The organism is Cupriavidus sp. 86D6, assembly GCF_057815095.1.
The window spans coordinates 130,478-149,119 of the sequence record NZ_JBYPSB010000006.1; the positions used below are offsets into that span (position 1 = coordinate 130,478).

At 69.5% G+C, this 18,642-nt stretch carries 10 protein-coding genes; all 10 read right to left on the reverse strand.

What is annotated here, in order from left to right; translation table 11 throughout:
* Window positions 1-4 precede the first annotated feature (4 nt).
* The gene (locus tag AC3G88_RS16195) at window positions 5-2,515 is read right to left on the reverse strand and encodes a hypothetical protein (protein ID WP_488893532.1); all 2,511 of its coding nucleotides are present in this window, start codon (window positions 2,513-2,515) and stop codon (window positions 5-7) included.
* A 183-nt stretch (window positions 2,516-2,698) separates the two neighbouring features.
* Complete coding sequence (locus AC3G88_RS16200; RefSeq protein ID WP_488893681.1) at window positions 2,699-3,604, reverse strand: transglutaminase family protein; 906 nt, start codon at window positions 3,602-3,604, stop codon at window positions 2,699-2,701.
* Between the two features lie 77 nt (window positions 3,605-3,681).
* Window positions 3,682-6,369 carry a circularly permuted type 2 ATP-grasp protein gene (locus AC3G88_RS16205; RefSeq protein ID WP_488893533.1) on the reverse strand — a complete coding sequence of 896 codons (2,688 nt, stop codon included), beginning with the start codon at window positions 6,367-6,369 and terminating at the stop codon, window positions 3,682-3,684.
* 39 nt (window positions 6,370-6,408) lie between these two features.
* Window positions 6,409-9,831 carry a transglutaminase family protein gene (locus AC3G88_RS16210; protein WP_488893534.1) on the reverse strand — a complete coding sequence of 1,141 codons (3,423 nt, stop codon included), beginning with the start codon at window positions 9,829-9,831 and terminating at the stop codon, window positions 6,409-6,411.
* A gap of 96 nt (window positions 9,832-9,927) precedes the next feature.
* On the reverse strand, window positions 9,928-10,590 hold the full coding sequence (locus AC3G88_RS16215) for a tetratricopeptide repeat protein (RefSeq protein WP_488771856.1): 663 nt from the start codon (window positions 10,588-10,590) through the stop codon (window positions 9,928-9,930).
* Between the two features lie 242 nt (window positions 10,591-10,832).
* On the reverse strand, window positions 10,833-11,819 hold the full coding sequence (locus tag AC3G88_RS16220; RefSeq protein ID WP_488893535.1) for a hypothetical protein: 987 nt from the start codon (window positions 11,817-11,819) through the stop codon (window positions 10,833-10,835).
* 189 nt (window positions 11,820-12,008) lie between these two features.
* Window positions 12,009-12,704, reverse strand: a complete 696-nt coding sequence (kdpE, locus tag AC3G88_RS16225) for a two-component system response regulator KdpE (protein WP_488893536.1) — start codon at window positions 12,702-12,704, stop codon at window positions 12,009-12,011.
* 1 nt (window position 12,705) lies between these two features.
* Entirely contained in the window at window positions 12,706-15,552 is a 2,847-nt protein-coding gene (locus AC3G88_RS16230; protein ID WP_488893537.1) for a DUF4118 domain-containing protein, read from the reverse strand.
* 204 nt (window positions 15,553-15,756) lie between these two features.
* Window positions 15,757-16,374, reverse strand: a complete 618-nt coding sequence (kdpC, locus tag AC3G88_RS16235) for a potassium-transporting ATPase subunit KdpC (protein WP_488893538.1) — start codon at window positions 16,372-16,374, stop codon at window positions 15,757-15,759.
* Window positions 16,375-16,389: 15 nt separating this feature from the next.
* Window positions 16,390-18,627 carry a potassium-transporting ATPase subunit KdpB gene (gene kdpB / locus AC3G88_RS16240; protein ID WP_488893539.1) on the reverse strand — a complete coding sequence of 746 codons (2,238 nt, stop codon included), beginning with the start codon at window positions 18,625-18,627 and terminating at the stop codon, window positions 16,390-16,392.
* Window positions 18,628-18,642: the final 15 nt, after the last annotated feature.

The window sequence follows — 18,642 nt, forward strand, 5'->3', positions numbered from 1 at the left end:
CCAATCATGCAGATTCCAGCGCGGCCAGGCGTTCCTGCAGGCTGGCCAGCAAGGCGTCGCGCTCCGCCAGCATGGCGGTGAGCTGGCCGACGTTGACGGCATCGGTCGATGACGTGCCGGCCGCCACGTTGATGATCTGCCGCTGCAGGCTGGCGCTGCCGACCGACACCGACTTGGCGCGGTCGCAGTTGGATTTCGCCCCAAGCGCGACGCCGTTCGTCACCGAAGACATGGCATTGGCGCCCACCACCACCGACGTGGAGCCCGAAGCCGTTGCCGAGCCGCCAATCGCCACATTGTCGGCCTTCGACGCCGATGCCGCCGCACCGATGACCACCGCGTTGTTGGCCGACACATACACGGCATTGCCCAGCGCAATCGACCCCTCGCCGCCCGCGCCAGTCTCGATGCGCGCGCTGCGGCCCATCACGATGCCGCTGCCAGTGCTGGCCATGGTCGCGCCGTCGCCCAGGACGATACTGCCGCCACCCCTGGCCGTGGCCAGCGGGCCGATGGCGATGGCGTTGCTGCCGCTGGCGGTTGCGCCCGCACCGGTGGACTTCACCTGCAGGTACTTCAGGTCTGCATCGCCGCTGCTGATGCCTGCCACGGTCTCGGCAAGATCGGCGATGTCCTGCGCGTTCTTCGTCACCTTGGCGTTGGTCTGGAACAGCTGGCCGCCCGTCACCGCATCGGTGCTCAGCTGGGTCAGGCTGGCCGCGCGCAGCCCTGTCACCAGCGTGTTGTCGAGCGTGGCACGGGCCTTAGAGTCGTCGTCGTAGGCCAGGAAGGCGTTGCCGACGTTGCCCGACGCGTTCACGTCCAGCCCGGCCGTGCGCAGCTGCCCGACAGTGACCGCGTCGTTGTCCGCCACGCCCGCTTCCACGTTGACGATGCGGCGCCGTGCGTCGGCCGCCCCCACCGACACGGTGTTCGGCCGGTCCGCCACGCTGCCCTGCCCCAGGGCCACGCTGTACGAGCCCGAGACACTGGCCCCCGCGCCCAGCGCCAGACCACCCGCCCCAGTCACCGCGGTGGCGTCGCCCACGGCCACGGCCCCGGTGCTCTTCGCCGAGGCATTCGGGCCGATGGCCAGCGCATTGGTGCCGCTGGCATCGGCATCCGACGCGGTCGAATCGACATGGAAGTACTTCACGCCGGCGTCACCACCGGTGATGTCTTCCACCGCCGTATTGATCTGGCTCAGCGCGTCGAGGGCCTGGCCGAGCTGCTGGTTGGTGGCGAACAGCTGCGCGCCTGTCACCGCATCCTGGCTGCCCTCGGTCAGTTCGCCGGGTACCAGGCTCGTGACCAGCGTGTTGGCCAGCGTCACGCGGCCCAGCGTGGCGTCGTCATAGGCCACGAACGCATTGGACACTTCGCCGGCTGCATTCAGGTTCAGCCCGGCGTCCTTGAGCTGGCCTACCGTGGCGGCGTCCGAATCGAGTTCGCCCCTCATCACATGCACGATACGGCGGGGCTTTAGCAGCGTGCCGACCGATACCGTGCCCTCGCGGAGCGCCACGCTGCCGTTGCCGATGGCCACGCTGTCCGCCGCCGATACACTGGCCTGGTGACCGATCGCCACCGCTCCGGCGCCGCCCGCGTTGGCGCCCGTCCCCACCGCCAGCGCGGCCGTGCCGTCGCCATTGGCCTGGGTGTTGACACCAACCGCGACATCGCCGGCGCCAATCGCCACCGACCGGCTGCCGATGGCCTGCGCCCAGTCCGCGACGCTGGCCGCATTGCTGCCCAGCGCCGTCGAGTTTTGCCCGTTTGCCACCGCTTCCAGGCCCAGCGCCAGCCCACCGCTGCCCGGTGCATCGGCCAGCGGCCCGACCGCGATGGCGTCGCTGCCGGTGGCCTCGCCGTCCGGCTTGGAACTGTTGGCGTGGAAATACTGGAGGTCGCCCACGCTGCCGCCTCCGCCGCCTAGCGCCGCGTAGAGCTGGCTGCCGTTGATGGCGTCGGTGCTGCTTTCCGACACCTCGCCGGGCGCAACGTTGACAATGGTGCGCTTGAACTCGCTGGTGCCGACCGAGACCGTCCCATCGGCTTCGGCAACGCTTCCGTGGCCCAGCGCGACGCTAAGCTCTCCCCTGGCCTTGCTGCCGGCCCCGAAGGCGATGGCCTGAAGCGCGCTGGCGTTCGCACTTTCGCCAATTGCGAGCGCGCGATTGCCCGTGGCGCGCGCGCCCGCGCCAAAGGCGATCGTGCTCTGCGCTGTGGCCCGCGCGTCCCAGCCCATCGCCATCGCGTCGTAGCCGCCCGTTGCCTGCGCCCCGTTGCCGATGGCGAGGTTGTTCCTGCCCGATGCGATGCCGTTCGGGCCCACCGTTATCGCGTTGCCCCCCGTGGGAGAGCCGTCGGTTCCATCCGTGTTGGCACGGAAATACGTGATACCCGCTGCGGCCTGCACGCCCACCTCATCGCGCCCTGCACCGCCAGCCTGATCGCCCGCCCCGGGCGAATCCAGGTCTCGCGCCAGTGCGGCTTCCTGTTCCTGCTGTGTCATGTCGAACTCCCAATCGTTGGCCTGGAGAAGCCGCTCGGGTGCCGGTGTCCGGCATCGGCACCGCCCGCGGCCAAGCCAATCGTTGCCGATGGCCACGCCCCGGACAATGGATTCGAATGACACGAAGATGATCCATCGGGAATCTGCCGCGCGGGGCGCCGCGGATTCCCGGTACGGTGCCGCTCAGGCGACGGGCCGGACGGCCCCCGCCACCGGCACCACGCTGACCTCCACCTCCACCGTATGTTCGCCGCCGCCCACGATCACGCCATGCAGCAGTGGCACGTCGCTGTAGTCGCGCGCGATGGCCAACGTCACGTGGCGCGTGTCGGCCAGCACGTCGTTGGTCGGATCGAGGTCGATCCAGCCGTTGGCGGGGCACCAGACGCCGGCCCACGCGTGCGAGGCATCGGCACCCAGCAGGCGCGGCTCGCCCGGCGGGGGATCGGTGCACAGATAGCCGCTGACATAGCGCGCGGCCAGGCCAATCGAGCGCAGGCAGCCGATCATCACCTGCGCGAAGTCCTGGCACACGCCGCTGCGTAGCGCAAAGGCCTCCAGCGCGGGCGTATGCACTTCGGTGGTCTCGCCGTGGTAGGCGAAGTCGGCGTGGATGCGATGCATCAGGTCGATGGCGCCAGCGGCCACGGTCACACCGGCAGTGAAGCTCTGCAGCGCGTAGTCGCGCAGGTCGGCGTGCAGCGCCACGTTCGGCGATGCATAGACGAACTCGGTCTCGGGATGGAACGGCTGGCCGGCGCGGTAGCGCAGTTGCTGCGCCGCCGCTTCCCATGGCGTGCCCTGCGCCGCATCGAACCCGGCCCAGCGCGGCATCAGCGTGACCGTGCTGCGGGTGGTCAGGCGCATCGTCTCGTGCGGGACATCGAGCATGAAATGCAGCACGTTGTTGCCGAACGCATCGGTTCGCATGTGCTGGTGCGTCGGCGCGGGTTCCACATCGGTCCGGTGCGCGCCCACGGCCTGCCACGGGTACGACGGCGGCGTCACCACGGCACGCTGCTGCGCATGTTCGACGGGCCAGGCGTACTGGTAAGTGGTGACGTGGTGCACGTCCAGCGTGGTGGGCATGTCCGGTGGCGTGACCGGTGGCGCGCCGGCCGGCTCGGGCGGCCCGGCTTCAGCGTGGGGATTGGCCGGCAGGCTGCTCATGGCAGGTCCGTCTCCGGCGCCACGCCGGCATGGCTGAAGTAGCGGCCGCCGATTTCGTCGGACAGCTTGGCCATGCGCGCGCCAAGCTGATCGCACAGCGCCGCCAGCTTGGGATAGCGGTCCTTGTCGCGTTCGCACAGCAGCGAGCGCGACGGCAGCGCGGTTGCCGGCGGCAGCAGTTCGGCCAGCGGCACGCGCGTCTGGCCGGTAGCACCGGTCGGCAATTGCGCGAGCTTGTCGCGCAGGCGGTCCAGCACACCGTAGAGGCCGCGCGGATTGGTCGGCTCCAGCACCAGCAGATCCACCAGCGCGGCCACGTCGCTACGCCCCGGGAACAGCGAGCGGTACGTCAGCGTGCTGTCGAACAGGTGCAGCAGCATGTCGAAGCCGCTGCGCGACGCCAGCGCGCCGCTGCCTTCGGCCAGTTCCAGGAACAGCGCCAGCGTGCCGAGCCGTTCGATATGACGGCCGATAAAGACCAGCCGCCACGCTTCGTCGCGCGTCATGCGGTCGCCCTGCGCGCCGCTGATCGCGCCCAGCTGCATCGCCAGATGTTCCAGCGCCGCCAACACCTTCGAGCGGTCGTAGGCCCCGTCGCCGTGGCCCGCCGTGCCGGACGGGCATGCGGCATCGGCCATCGCGTCCTGGAAGTCGTTGCGCGCGGCCAGGATGGTGCGCCAGTGATCGTTCGACAACCGGTTGCGGATCTCGTTGGCGGCACGCGCGTGGCTGGCCAGCGTCGGCATCAGGCCCGTCGCGGCATGCGGATCGGCCAGCGTGGAGACCAGGCTGCGTTCGAACACGCGCAGCGACGCCTGTGGCGACGGCGTGTTCGGGGCCACCAGCCCGAACCACTGCGCCAGCAGGCCCAGCATGTTGAGTGTGCCGTCGTCGGTCTCGTCGTTCGATTCGATCGAGCCCAGTATCTGGCGGCACACGCGCACGACGTTTTCCGCGCGCTCGGCATAGCGGCCGGCCCAGTACAGGTTCTCGGCCGCGCGACTCGATACCGCCAGCGGCCGGGTCACCGCCACCGGGCCCAGCGACGGCAGCGCAGTACGCGGTGGCGGCGCCGATGCCGGCCCGCTGCGCGCGTGGCTGGCCAACGCCGGCATCAACCCCTGCGCCGGCTGGTTCGACAGCACCCAGGTGTCGGCACTGGTGCCGCCAAGCTGCATCGACACCGCTTCCAGATGGGGCGGTGCGAGCCGCGTGAAGCCGCCCGGCATGACCTGCCAGCCGCCATTGCCATCGGCCACCGCGAACACGCGCAGCATGGCCGCGCGCGAGCCGATCCGTCCGCCGCCCTTGCCGTCGGGCTCCCAGCAAGGCGTGTGAGAGAGCGGCAGCGGCGCCTGCAGCGTAAATCGATCTGGCGTTTCTGCGATGCGGGCGCGCCATGCATCGAGCGGCTGCAGCCCCTTTTCCATGCCCAGCAGCGCATCGGCGGGCGTGCGCGGATAGGTGGGCATCACGAACGCTTCGTCGAGCAGCCGCAGCGCCTCTTCCTGCGCGGCGGCCTCGCCGCACCACCAGCTCATGACCGACGGCAGCGCGAGCGGTTCGTCCAGCAACGCCTGCGCGATGCCGGGCAGGAAGCCGTGGATCGCGGGCGACTCCAGAAAGCCCGATCCCGGCACGTTCGACACCGCCACGTTGCCCGCGCGCATCGCTTCGAGCAGGCCGGGCACGCCCAGCATCGAATCGCTGCGCAGTTCCAGCGGGTCGCAGAACACATCGTCAAGGCGGCGCAGGATCACGTCCACGCGTTCCAGCCCGCCGAAGGTCTTCAGGTAGACCACGTCGTTGCGCACGGTCAGGTCCTTGCCCTCGACCAGCGTGATGCCCAGGTAGCGCGCCAGGAACGTGTGCTCGAAGTAGGTCTCGTTGAACGGCCCCGGCGACAGCAGCACGATCTGCCGCCCCGTGCCCATACCGGCACCCATGCCCGCGCTGACGCCCTCTTCGGCCAGGCCCGCCGGTGCCGCGTGCGCCAGGGTCGAGATCAGCTGCGAGAAGGTCGGCGGCAGGCGCCGCACGCGCAGTTCGCGAAACGCCTCGGCATACTGGCCTGAAACGATCAGCCGGTTTTCCAGCGCATAGCCCATGCCCGAAGGCGTCTCGGTACGATGCGCGATGACCGTCCAGCCGTTGTCGGTATGCACCAGGTCCACCGCCACGGTCTGCAGGAAGCTGCCGCCCGGCGGCTGGTAGCCCTTGAGCGGGCGCAGGTAGCCGGGATGCCCGTAGACCAGCCCCGGCGGCAGCAGCCCGCGCGTGAGCAGTGTCTGCGGCCCGTAGATATCGGCCAGGATGGCGTTGGCAAGCGTGGCCCGTTGCGTGACGCCGGCCTCGATCACCGCCCAGTCGGCTTCGGACACCAGGAACGGAAAGACCTCCAGCTGCCAGGCCCGCGCGCCGCCCTGGTCGGCGTAGACGTTGTAGGTCACGCCGTTGTCGCGGATGCGGCGCGACACGGCCGCCGCATGGGCGTTCAGCGCGGCGGGACGCAGGTCGTCCAGGATGCCGAAGAAGCGCGCCCACGGTTCGCGCAGCGTGCCGTCGGGCAGCCGCAGTTCGTCGCGATGGCCGTCGGGCACGGGCAGCGCCAGCCGGCCCGCCAGGGCGGCCGGCGCGTCGGCAATATCAGATCCATCGAAAGGCAGCGACGACTGCAACGGCACGGCTGACGGTTCTCCTGTGGGGCGGGCACGCCAGGTGCGCTAGGCCATATCGCGCAGGTCCAGCGTGAACGGGAATTCCAGGCTGCGGCGTGGCGGCGGCGCCACTGAGCGCCCGGGCGTATGCCCGATCGCGAAAAACCGCGCCAGGCGCCGGCTTTCCGCCTCGTACGCATTGACCGGGAATGTCTGGTAATTACGGCCGCCCGGGTGCGAAACATGATACTGGCAGCCGCCCAGGCTGCGGTCCATCCACGTATCCACCACGTCGAAGGTCAGCGGCGCGTGCGACGGGATGGTCGGATGCAGCGACGACGGCGGCGCCCAGGCGCGATAGCGCACCCCGGCCACGTACTCGCCGGCCCGCCCGGTGGGCTGCAGCGGAACGGTCTGGCCATTGACCGTCACCACATGCCGGTTGTCGTTCATGCCGAGCACGGTCACCTCGATGCGCTCGACCGACGAATCGACATAGCGCACGGTGCCGCCGGCCGCCCCCTCCTCGCCCATCACATGCCACGGCTCCAGCGCCGTGCGCAGCGTCAGCGACAGCCCGGCCACGTCGATCTCGCCCACGCGCGGGAAGCGGAATTCGAAGTGCGGCGCGAACCAGCTGGACTCGAAGACAAAGCCGGCGGCGCGCATTTCGGCCAGCACATCGTCGAAATCCATCTCCACGAAGGTGCCGAGCATGAAGCGGTCGTGCAGCGCCGTGCCCCAGCGCGTGAGCCGCGCGGTGTACGGCGTGCGCCAGAAACGTGCCACCATCGCCCGCAGCAGCAGTTGCTGCACCAGGCTCATGCGCGCGTGCGGCGGCATCTCGAACGCGCGCAGTTCCAGCAGGCCCAGCCGGCCGGTCGGCCCGTCGGGCGAATAGAGCTTGTCGATGCAGAACTCCGACCGGTGCGTGTTGCCCGTCACGTCCACCAGCAGGTTGCGCAGGATGCGGTCAATCAGCCACGGCGGCACCTCGCCATTGCCAACCACCTGGCTCAGGTCAAGCTGGCGGCGCAGTTCGTCGAACGCGATATCGAGTTCGTAGACCTGGTCGTTGCGCGCCTCGTCCACGCGCGGCGCCTGGCTGGTCGGGCCGATGAACAGCCCCGAAAACAGGTACGACAGCGACGGATGGTTGTGCCAGTACGCGATCAGGCTGGCCAGCACGTCGGGCCGGCGCAGGAACGGGCTGTCGGCCGCCGTGGCGCCGCCCAGCACGAAGTGGTTGCCGCCGCCGGTGCCGGTGTGGCGCCCGTCGAGCATGAATTTCTCGGTGGACAGATGGGTCTCGTGCGCGGCCTGGTACAGGTAGTCGGTGTGGTCCACCAGTTCCGCCCAGTTGGCGGCGGGATGGATGTTGACCTCGATCACGCCCGGATCGGGCGTCACCTGCAGCAGCTTCAGGCGCGGGTCGCGCGGCGGCGGATAGCCTTCCATCACGATCCTGACGCCCAGTTCGGCGGCGGTGGCTTCCACCTCGGCCACCAGCGCCAGGTAATCCTCCAGCACGGTCAGCGGCGGCATGAAGACATAGAGGATGCCGCGCTTGTCATCGATCGACCGCGCTTCGACGGCGGGGCCGGCGGCACGGCTCGGGTGGCGCACCTCCACGCAGATTGCCGTGCGGATGGTGTCGCTCGACGATTCCCCCCGCGCTGGCGCCGTGGCCTGCGTGGCGGATTTGCCACCCGGGCGGGGCTGGCCTCGCGCTTCGGCCCGGCGCGCGGCCATCGCCGCCGGGCTGTACGCGGCGGCCGGCGACTGCGCGCGCAGCGGCGCCGCGGCCGGCAGCGGCGCGCGCGGTGCGAACGGGTCCTGCTCGAATTGCCACGGGTAGTCGGCCTTCGACACCCACGGCAGCGAATCGAGCGGCAGCCGGTAGCCCATTGGCGAATCGCCGGGCAGCAGGTACATGCGTTCGTCGCGCACGAACCAGCGGCCGGTCAGCCAGCCGCCATGATCGTCGCGCGCCAGCGGCAGCACGTAGCCGGTGACGCTGGACAGCCCCGCGTCGAACACCCGCCGCAGCCGCGTGCGCTCCAGTTCGTCGTCGAGCCTGGCCTCGAACGGATCGACGTTGACGGGCAGCCGGCGCTCGCGCCACAGGTAGTACCAGACATCCTCGTAGCCGGGCGTGACGGTGTCGGCATCCAGGCCCAGCCGACGCGTCAGCGTTTCGAGAAACCGCCGCGCATCGGCGGATGTGTAGGCGTCGGGCTCGCGCTCGTCGGCAAACAGCGACGGGTCCTGCCAGCACGGCTGCCCATCGGCGCGCCAGCAGATCGACAGCGCCCAGCGCGGCAACTGTTCGCCGGGATACCACTTGCCCTGCCCGAAATGCAGGAAGCCGCCCTCGCCGTAGCGCGCACGCAGCTTGTGCACCAGTTCGGTGGCCAGCCCGCGCTTGGTGGGGCCCAGCGCATCGGTGTTCCACTCGGCGCCGTCACGGTCGCGCGCGGCGACGAAGGTGGGCTCGCCGCCCATCGTCAGCCGTACGTCGAGCGCCTGCAACTGGCGATCCACGGCCAGGCCGGCCGCGTCGATGGCCGTCCACTGCGCATCGGTATAGGGCTTGGTCACGCGCGGCGACTCGTAGATCCGCGAGATCGACATATGGTGCCCGAACGTCACCTCGCATTCATCCACCGCGCCGCTGACCGGTGCCGCGCTGCTGGGCTCCGGCGTGCAGGCCAGCGGGATATGGCCCTCGCCGGCCAGCAGTCCCGATGTGGGATCGAGCCCGATCCAGCCGGCGCCGGGCAGGTAGACCTCGCACCAGGCGTGCAGGTCGGTGAAATCGGCCTCGGCACCGACCGGCCCATCCACGGCCTTCACGTCGGGGGTCAACTGCAGCAGGTAGCCGGACACGAAGCGCGCGGCCAGCCCCAGATGCCGCAACGTCTGCACAAGCAGCCAACCGGTGTCGCGGCACGACCCCGACCCGTTTTCAAGCGTGGTCTCGGGCGACTGCACGCCCGGCTCCATGCGGATCAGGTAGCGGATCTCGCGCTGCAGCCGCTGGTTCAGGTCCACCAGGAAATCCAGCGTGGCACGCGGCGCGCGGTCGATGCTGTCGACAAAGGCGGCAAGGCGCGGCGTCAGCGGGTCTTTCGCCAGGTAGGGCGCCAAGTCGTGCGCCAGCCCGGCATCGTAGGCAAACGGAATCTTCTCGGCCGACGGCTCCAGGAAGAAATCGAACGGGTTGTAGACCGCCATCTCGGCGATCAGGTCCACCGTCACGCGGAATTCCGTGGTCGGCTCCGGAATCACCAGCCGGGCCAGGTAGTTGGAAAACGGGTCCTGCTGCCAGTTGACGAAATGCTGCACCGGTTCGATGCGCAGCGAGTAGGACAGGATGGGCGTGCGGCAATGCGGTGCCGGGCGCAGGCGTACGACTTGCGGCGACAACTGCACCGGACGGTCATAGCGGTAGTGTGTGACATGACTCAGCGCGACGTGCGTGACCACTGGCGACCCCCGGGGTTGTGTGTAGCGTCAGGCTTAGCAAGACTTGTACCGCCTGCCCGTGCCTGCCCACGGACGGCGGCCGGCAACCACACCGGCCTACATCTGGTTCTTCGCGCGCAGGCCCTCTTCCAGCAACGACCGCAGCTTGGCCAGCGCGCCGGGATCGCCGTGCGCGGCCGCCCGGGCGTACCAGATCTTGGCCTGCTCGATATCCTTGTCCACGATGCCGGGGTAGCCGCGCTCGTAGTAGCTGCCGACGATGTACTGCGCCCCGCCGTCGCCGGCGGTGGCCGCCTTCGCGTACCAGGTGAACGCGCGGCCGTAGTCGAGCGGCACCCCGCGCCCCGTGAAGTAGTTGGTGGCCAGCGCCATCTGTGCCTGGATATGGCCGCCCTGCGCCGCGCGCTCATACCAGCGGTTGGCCTCCTCCAGCGACTTCGGCACCAGTTCGCCGCGCTCATACAGATCCCCGACTGTGTACTGCGCATGTGTCATCTGGTTGTCGGCTGCGCGGCGCAGCCAGACCAGTGCTTCTTGCGGCCTGGCTGTCGTGCCTTCGCCACGCAGCAGCATCATCGCGTAGTTGAACTGGGCCAGCCGGTTGCCCTTCTGGGCCGCCTCGGCGAAACCCTTGATCGCCGCATCGAAATGACCGGCTTCATAGGCGGCAACCGCTTCGCGGGTCTGGGCCTGGGCCGGCGCGGGCGGTTCGGTGGCTGCATTGGCGTGGAAGCCGGCGACTGCGGCGAGCACCAGCATGGCCAGACGGATCTTCGAGGTAACGGACGCGGGCATGGTGGAACTCCGAAGGCCGGCAGGGCTGGCAGGCTGGATAGCGGGACGGTGAATTCAGTGTAGCTGGCGATTTCGCGCACCGCCCATCCATATGAGAGATTTAGTTTCGTGTTTATTCCGATAAAATATTCTTTCCATGAATAACCCAACACAGAGGCGTGCTGGCACCCCCATGACCGCCAGTTGTGCCAGCACGCAGCCCCAGATCAGCGCGCTTCCAGTGTCGATACCCGCGTGGCCAGCGCCGCGATTTGACGGTTGATAGCGACCAGTTCCTGGCGGAGCTGGTCAAGATTCACCGCATCGGTGCCTTCCGTGCCGGCTGCCACGTTGACGATCTGCCGCGTCCGGACGCCTGCGCGGCCGACCGACACGGACAGCGGACGGTCGCAAACCGATTCGTTGCCCAGCGCCACGCCGTAATCCACGTTGGCCTTCGCCTGGCTCCCCAACGCAAGGCTGAAGATCGCCGTGGCCGTCGAGCTGGTTCCCACGGCGACGGCACCGGGCTGCGTGGCTTGCGAGTTGGCGCCGATCGCATCGGCAAACAGGGCGCTGGCGCTGGAATTCGATCCGATCGCCACGGCCTGCGAACCGCTGACATAGCACTGATCGCCAATCGCGATGCCGCGCACGGCCGATACCACGGCCAGGCCCAGCGCAATCGAGTTGGCCGCCGACGCGCCGGCCTTCGTGCCGATGGCGATGGCGTCGCTTGCGCCGGCAACGCTGGCCACGCCAATGGCCACGCTGTAAGGCGCCGTGGCATTGGCCAGTTGCCCGAAGGCGGTCGCGCTTTCGGCGACGGCGGCGGCCTTGATGCCCACGGCGGTGGTGTTGACCGCCGATGCGACGGTGGAACTGCCCAGTGCCGTGCTGTTGTCGGCGGTGGCAGCACTGCGGGCGCCCAGCGCCGACGACCACACTGCGGTGGCCGTGGCCTCCCGGCCCACCGCCGCGCTGTAGCTCTTGCCGCTATGGGCGCCCGTGCCAATGGCCAGCGTGTTGTGATCGCCATCCGCCAGGGCGGTGTCCCCGATGGCGATCGAGTCGCCCCCCGTGGCGGCGGCCGATTGGCCGATGGCAATCGCGTTGCCGCCGCTGGCGTTGGCGTCGGGCCCGGTGCTGTTGGCGCGGAAGTACTGAACGCCTGCGGCCAGTGCGGCAGCCGGCTGAGATACATTTTGTGTCATTGCGTCGCTCCAGATGTCAGTTTCGGAATGCCTTCCCCGACAGCCGGCATGCGTGCCATGGCTGCCACGGATGGCGATCCAATCCTTTCAAACTGCGACGCGCGAGACCATGGAATCTGGTAGGCCAGGACGGTTCCATGGCGCGACCGGGCTCGCTGTGATGGCGTGGTTCAGCGCGGCACGGGGCGGCTACCCGGCAAACCGGTATCCGACCCCCACCTCGGTGAGCAGGTGCACGGGCTGTGCGGGGTCCAGCTCCAGCTTGTGGCGCAGGTGTCCCATGTAGACGCGCAGGTAGTGGCTGCTTTCCGAGTGAGCCGGGCCCCAGACCTCGCGCAGCAGTTCGCGATGGGTCATGACCTTGCCGCGATGGGCGATCAGCACCGCCAGCAGCCGGTATTCGATGGGGGTCAGATGCACCTGCGCGTCGCCGCGCGTGACCAGCCGGTTGGCCATGTCCACGCGCACATCGCCGAACGTGATCTGCGGCGTGCCCTGCGGGTTCGTCCTGGCGTGGCGGCGCAGCAGCACGCGCACGCGCGCCACCAGTTCGCCCACGCCGAACGGCTTGGTCAGGTAGTCGTCCGCGCCGGCATCCAGCGCCGCGATCTTGTCGGCTTCGTCGGTGCGCGCGGACAGCACCAGCACCGGCACCTGTGTCCAGGCGCGCATTTCGCGGATCAGCGTCATGCCGTCGCCATCGGGCAGGCCCAGGTCCAGGATCACGATGTCCGGCTGGCGCGTGCCGGCATCGATCAGCCCGCGCTTGAGCGTGTCGGCCTCGTGCACGGTGCAGCCCTCTGCCTGCAGCGATTCGCGCACGAAGCGGCGGATATGGGGTTCGTCCTCGACCAGCAGGACGGTCGGCGAATAATCGAATGGCATCTCAGTGCGGGTCCGGAAGGATGGCGTCGAGCGGCTCGGGCTCGACGGCGGGAGGATTGCCGCGCGGCAGCGCCAGGGTGAACCGGGCGCCGGGGCCGGCCGACTCCACCCAGATGCGGCCGCCGTGGGCCTGCATGATGGCGTCGCACACGGCCAGCCCCAGGCCCACGCCGGCGGTGGCCGATTCGCGCTGGCCCCGCGTGAATTTCTCGAAGATATGGCGCTCCTGGCCCGGCGCCACGCCGTGGCCTTCGTCCTCGACGATCAGGCGCACTTCGTCGTCCAGCAGCGCGCCGCGGATGCGCACGACCGTGCCGGGCTCGGTGTACTTGGCCGCGTTCTCCAGCAGGTTGCACAGCACGCGTTCCATCAGCACGCCGTCGCATTCCACCAGCGGCAGCGCGGACAGGTCGGCCACCTGCACGCGATGTGCCTTCAGTGCCTCGCGCATCGACGCCAGCGCGGCGCCCACCAGTTCCTCCAGCGATTGCCAGCCGCGCTGCAGTGCCACGTCGTGCTGCTGCAGCCGGGCCATGTCGAGCAGGTTGACCACCATGGTGCGCATGCGCAGCGCCTGGCCGCGCATGGCGTCCACGGTCTCGGCCACGTCGCCGGCCAGCGGCGGTGTGGCGCGCTGCAGCGTCTCGGCCATGCCGATCAGCCCGGTCAGCGGCGTGCGCAGGTCGTGCGACACGGCGGCCAGCAGCGAGCTGCGCAGCCGCTCCGATTCGATCGACACCAGCGCGCGCTGCGCCACTTCCACGTAGTGCAGCCGCTCGATGCCGATGGCGATCAGCGTGGCGAAGACATCGGCCTGGCGCCGCAACCCGGGCTCGGCCAGCGCGTGCCAGGCGCGCGGCTCCACGGCCAGGACGCCGCGCGTCTGCATCGGCGCCTTGAGCGGCAGGTAGAGCACGGTGCTGCCCGGCAGCGTATGGGTGCCAGTGCCGGCCGGCTGGCCATGGTCGAATACCCACTGCGCCAGCACCGTGTCGATGGCCTCGCCCTTGTCGGTCTTGTCACCAGACCCGCCCGGCGGGCCGCCTGCCATCGGCAGCAGCCGCCCCTGTTCGGACACCAGAAAGAACGTCACATGGGCCTCGAACGCGGCGCGCATGAAGCGGCTGCCGATCTCGACCACCTGATCGGTGGTCAGCGCGGCCGACAGCTCGCGGGCCAGTTCGTACAGCGTGCGCGCGTCGGTTTCGCGCCGCACGGCCACCTGCGCCTGCTCGCGCAGGCCGGCGGTCAACTGACCAATAACCAGTCCCACCGTCAGCAGCACGAAGAACGTCAGCAGGTACTGCACGTCGCTGACGGCGAACGACATCCGGGGCGGCACGAAGAAGAAGTCGAACGCCGCCACCGCCAGCACCGATGCCAGCGCCGCCGGTCCCCGGCCATGACGCAACGCCACGCCGACCACGCCCGCCAGGAACAGCATCGCAATGTTGACGAGGTCGAACCACGGGCGCGCCAGCATCGACAGCACCGTGGCACCGGCGCACCACACCACGGCGAACGCGTAGTCGCGCCGGCGCGTGCGCGCCAGTTCGGCGGCCGCCTGCGCATCGGCATCGGGGTGGGGCTCCGCGATCTGCGGCGCGCGCGGACGCAGGTCGGCACGCGTGGTGTCGGCGGCCACGCGGATCACGTCGATCTCGGGGCAGCCGGCCGCCAGCGCATCGGCAAATGTCTGCCGGCCGATCAGCCGGTTGCCGGCCCCGAGGACCGGCGACAACGCGCGCGCCAGCCACATGCGTGCCCGATCGATCAGGCTGCCCTCGGCGTGCCAGTCGTTGCGGGCACGCCCCACCAGCACCTTGGTCAGGTTGTGGCGGCGCACGTAGCCGGCCACCGACTTGACCATGTCGTGCCCGGCCAGCGTCTCGGTGCGGGCGCCCAGTTCCTCGGCCAGCTGCATGGCCGCGCGCACGCGCACGCGGACCGGGTCGGCCAGCGGCATCAGCCGTGGCGTGGCGATGGTGACCACGTGCCAGTCGCAATCGAGCTGGCTGGCCAGGCGCCGCGCGCTGCGCACCACCTGTTCGGCATCGTCGCCGGTGCCAATGCATGCCAGCACGGCCTCGCGCGTGCGCCAGACCGGCTGGATCGCCTCGGCATGGCGGTAGGCGCGCACGTCGTCATCGACGCGGTCGGCGGTACGGCGCAGCGCCAGTTCGCGCAGCGCGATCAGATTGCCCTTGCGGAAGAAATGCCGCGCCGCGTGGCGCGCCTGGTCGGGCAGGTACACCTTGCCTTCGCGCAGCCGGCGCAGCAGTTCGTCGGCGGGCAGGTCCACCAGCACCACCTCATCGGCGCTATCGAACACGGCGTCGGGCACGGTTTCCCAGACGCGCACGCCGGTGATGCCGCCCACGGCCTGGTTCAGGCTGTCCAGGTGCTGGACGTTGACAGTGGTCCAGACGTCGATGCCGGCGGCCTGCAGCTCCTGGATGTCCTGCCAGCGTTTGGGGTGGCGGCTGCCCGCCGCGTTCGAGTGCGCCAGTTCGTCCACGAGCACCAGCGCCGGGCGCCGGGCCAGCGCGCCATCGAGATCGAATTCCTGCAGCACACGATCCCGATAGGGCACATCGCGCAGCGGCAGGCGCTCCAGGCCGTTCACCAGCGATTCGGTTTCGGCGCGGCCGTGGGTTTCGACCACGCCAATCGCCACGTCCACGCCCTGTTCGCGCAAGGCGCGTGCGGCGGTCAGCATGGCGAAGGTCTTGCCCACGCCGGCCGATGCACCAAAGTAGACCCGCAGCTTGCCGCGCGCGGCGCGCACGCTCTCCGCCTGCATGGTTTGCAGCAGGGCGTCGGGGTCCGGGCGGGCAGCGTCAGTCATCGTGGGTGGATTGTGCCACGCAGGCATTCGCGGTGTGTGCATGCGCCGGCCCTCTCCCCCGGCCCCTTTCCCGCGCGCGGGAGAGGGGAGCAAACCAGCAGCATTTGCAGTTCACCAGCATCCGATATACCCCTGGTGTTCTCCCCTCTCCCGCCTGCGGGAGAGGGGCGGGGGAGAGGGCAAGCGCATCGACCACCACGAAATCTATTTCAGCCCATCCAGCGCAAGATTCAACTTGAGCACGTTCACCGCCGGCTCCCCGAGCACCGCCAGGCCCGGGCCCTCGGTGTTAGCCGCGATCAGCGCCTCGACCTTCGCTTCCGGCAGGCCGCGCAGGCGCGCCACGCGCGCCGCCTGGTATTGCGCCGCGGCCGGGCTGATATGTGGATCGAGGCCGCTGCCGGAGGCCGTCACCAGATCCACCGGGATCGCTGCCTTGTTGTCCGGGTCAGCGGCGTGCAGCGCATCGATACGCGCTTTCGCCGCATCGGTCAGCGCCGGGTTGGTCGGGCCCAGGTTCGAGCCCACCGACGCCGCGCCGTTGTACGGCATCGGCGCCGTGGCCGACAGGCGGCTCCAGAAGTATTTCGGGTCCGAGAACGGCTGGCCGATCAGTTCGGAGCCGACCGTCCTGCCGTTCTGCACGATCAGCGACCCGGCGGCCTGGTGCGGAAACACCGCGCGCGCGATGCCGGTGACCACGCCGGGATAGAGCAGCCCGGTGACGATGGACAGGCCGACGAACACGGTCAGTGCCGGGCGAAGCATGCCGGTCTGGCGCGCCGGCTCGGACGGCAGGTTGATTTGGGCTTGTGAAGGCATTGCAGTTCTCCGTACTCAGATCCAGCCGAACATCGTCAGGAACATGTCGATCAGCTTGATGCCGGCAAACGGCACCAGGATGCCGCCCAGCCCGTAGATCAGCAGGTTGCGGCGCAGCAGGATGGCGGCGCCCAGCGGGCGGTACACAACGCCACGCAGCGCCAGCGGAATCAGCGCCACGATGATCAGCGCGTTGAAGATCACGGCCGACATGATGGCCGACGCCGGCGTGGACAGGTGCATCACGTTCAGCAGGTTCAGCTGCGGATACGTGGTGGCAAACGCGGCCGGGATGATCGCGAAGTACTTGGCCACGTCGTTGGCCACGCTGAAGGTGGTCAGCGACCCGCGCGTCATCAGCATCTGCTTGCCGATCTCGACGATCTCGATCAGCTTGGTCGGGTTGCTGTCCAGGTCGACCATGTTGCCGGCCTCGCGCGCGGCCTGCGTGCCGCTGTTCATGGCCACCGCCACGTCAGCCTGCGCCAGCGCGGGGGCGTCGTTGGTGCCGTCGCCGGTCATCGCCACCAGGCGGCCCTGGCCCTGGTATTCGCGGATCAGCGCGAGCTTGGCCTCCGGCGTGGCCTCGGCCAGGAAGTCGTCGACGCCGGCCTCGGCCGCGATGGATGCCGCCGTCAGGCGGTTGTCGCCGGTGATCATCACGGTGCGGATGCCCATCTTGCGCAGTTCGCCAAACCGCTCGCGGATGCCGGTCTTGACGATGTCCTTGAGCTCCACCACGCCCAGCACGCGCACACTGTCCTCGGTGCCTTCGGAGATGGCCTCGGCCACCACCAGCGGTGTGCTGCCGGCGCGCGCCACATCGTCCACGGCCTGCATGACGGCGTCGGGGAACTTGCCGGCGCGCTCGGTCACATAGCGGCGCACCGCATCGGCCGCACCCTTGCGCACGCTGCGCACGACGTTGCCTTGCGCCACATCGACGCCGCTCATGCGCGTCTGCGCAGTGAACGGCACGAAGACCGGGGCGGCCAGTCCGCGCGCGCCCATCTCCGGCGCGGCCACGCCGGGCTGCTGGCGTGCCAGCGCGACGATGCTGCGGCCCTCGGGCGTTTCATCGGCCAGCGACGACAGCCAGGCGGCCTCGGCCAGCTGGCGCTCGTTCACGCCCGGGGCACAGAGGAAGCGCGCGGCCTGGCGATTGCCGTGGGTGATCGTGCCGGTCTTGTCGAGCAGCAGCACATCGACATCGCCGGCGGCCTCCACCGCGCGGCCCGACGTGGCAATCACGTTCGCTTCCATCATGCGGCTCATGCCCGCCACGCCGATGGCCGACAGCAGCCCGCCGATCGTGGTCGGGATCAGGCACACGAGCAGCGCCACCAGCACCGTCACCGATACCGGCACGCCGGCCTTGGCCACCAGCACCGCATAGAGCGAGTACGGCTGCAGCGTGGCCGTGGCCAGCAGCAGCACCAGCGTCAGGCCCACCAGCAGGATCGTCAGCGCCAGCTCGTTCGGCGTCTTCTGGCGCTTGGCGCCTTCGACCATGCTGATCATGCGGTCGATGAAGCTTTCGCCCGGATTGGTCGTGATGCGGACCACGATCCAGTCGGACAGCACGCGTGTGCCGCCGGTCACCGACGAGAAGTCGCCGCCCGATTCGCGGATCACGGGCGCCGACTCTCCCGTGATGGCGCTTTCATCGACGGAGGCCACGCCTTCGATGACCTCGCCGTCGCCGGGGATCATCTCGCCGGCTTCGACCAGCACGATGTCGCCACGACGCAGGTCGGTGGCGATCACCGGCTCGGTGGCGCCGGCGGCGCGCGCGTCGCCACGGCCCGGGCGAACCACGCGGGCCATGGTGGTGGTCTTGAGCCCGCGCAGCGCGGCGGCCTGCTGCTTGCTGCGGCCTTCGGCCAGGGCTTCGGCAAAGTTGGCGAACAGCACCGTGAACCACAGCCAGACGGCAACGGCCAGGATGAAGCCCGCGGATTCACTGCCCTGCGCGTGGCCGAGCCACGCACGCAGGAACAGGATCGTCGTCAGGATGCTGCCCGCGTAGACCACGAACATCACAGGGTTGCGCAACTGCGCGCGCGGCGTGAGCTTGCGCAGCGCATCGATCATGGCCGGCTTGACCAGTTCGGGCGAGAACATGCCGCGCGCGGGGCGCGGGTGATGCGGCATGCCGCCGCCGGCCGCCGTGGCGGTCGCATTGGCTGCCGTACCGGCGGGACGTGACGGCGCGGCCGGGGTGTTACGCGTCGCCGGGGATTGTTGTTGCATGAGAATCTCCGCGAA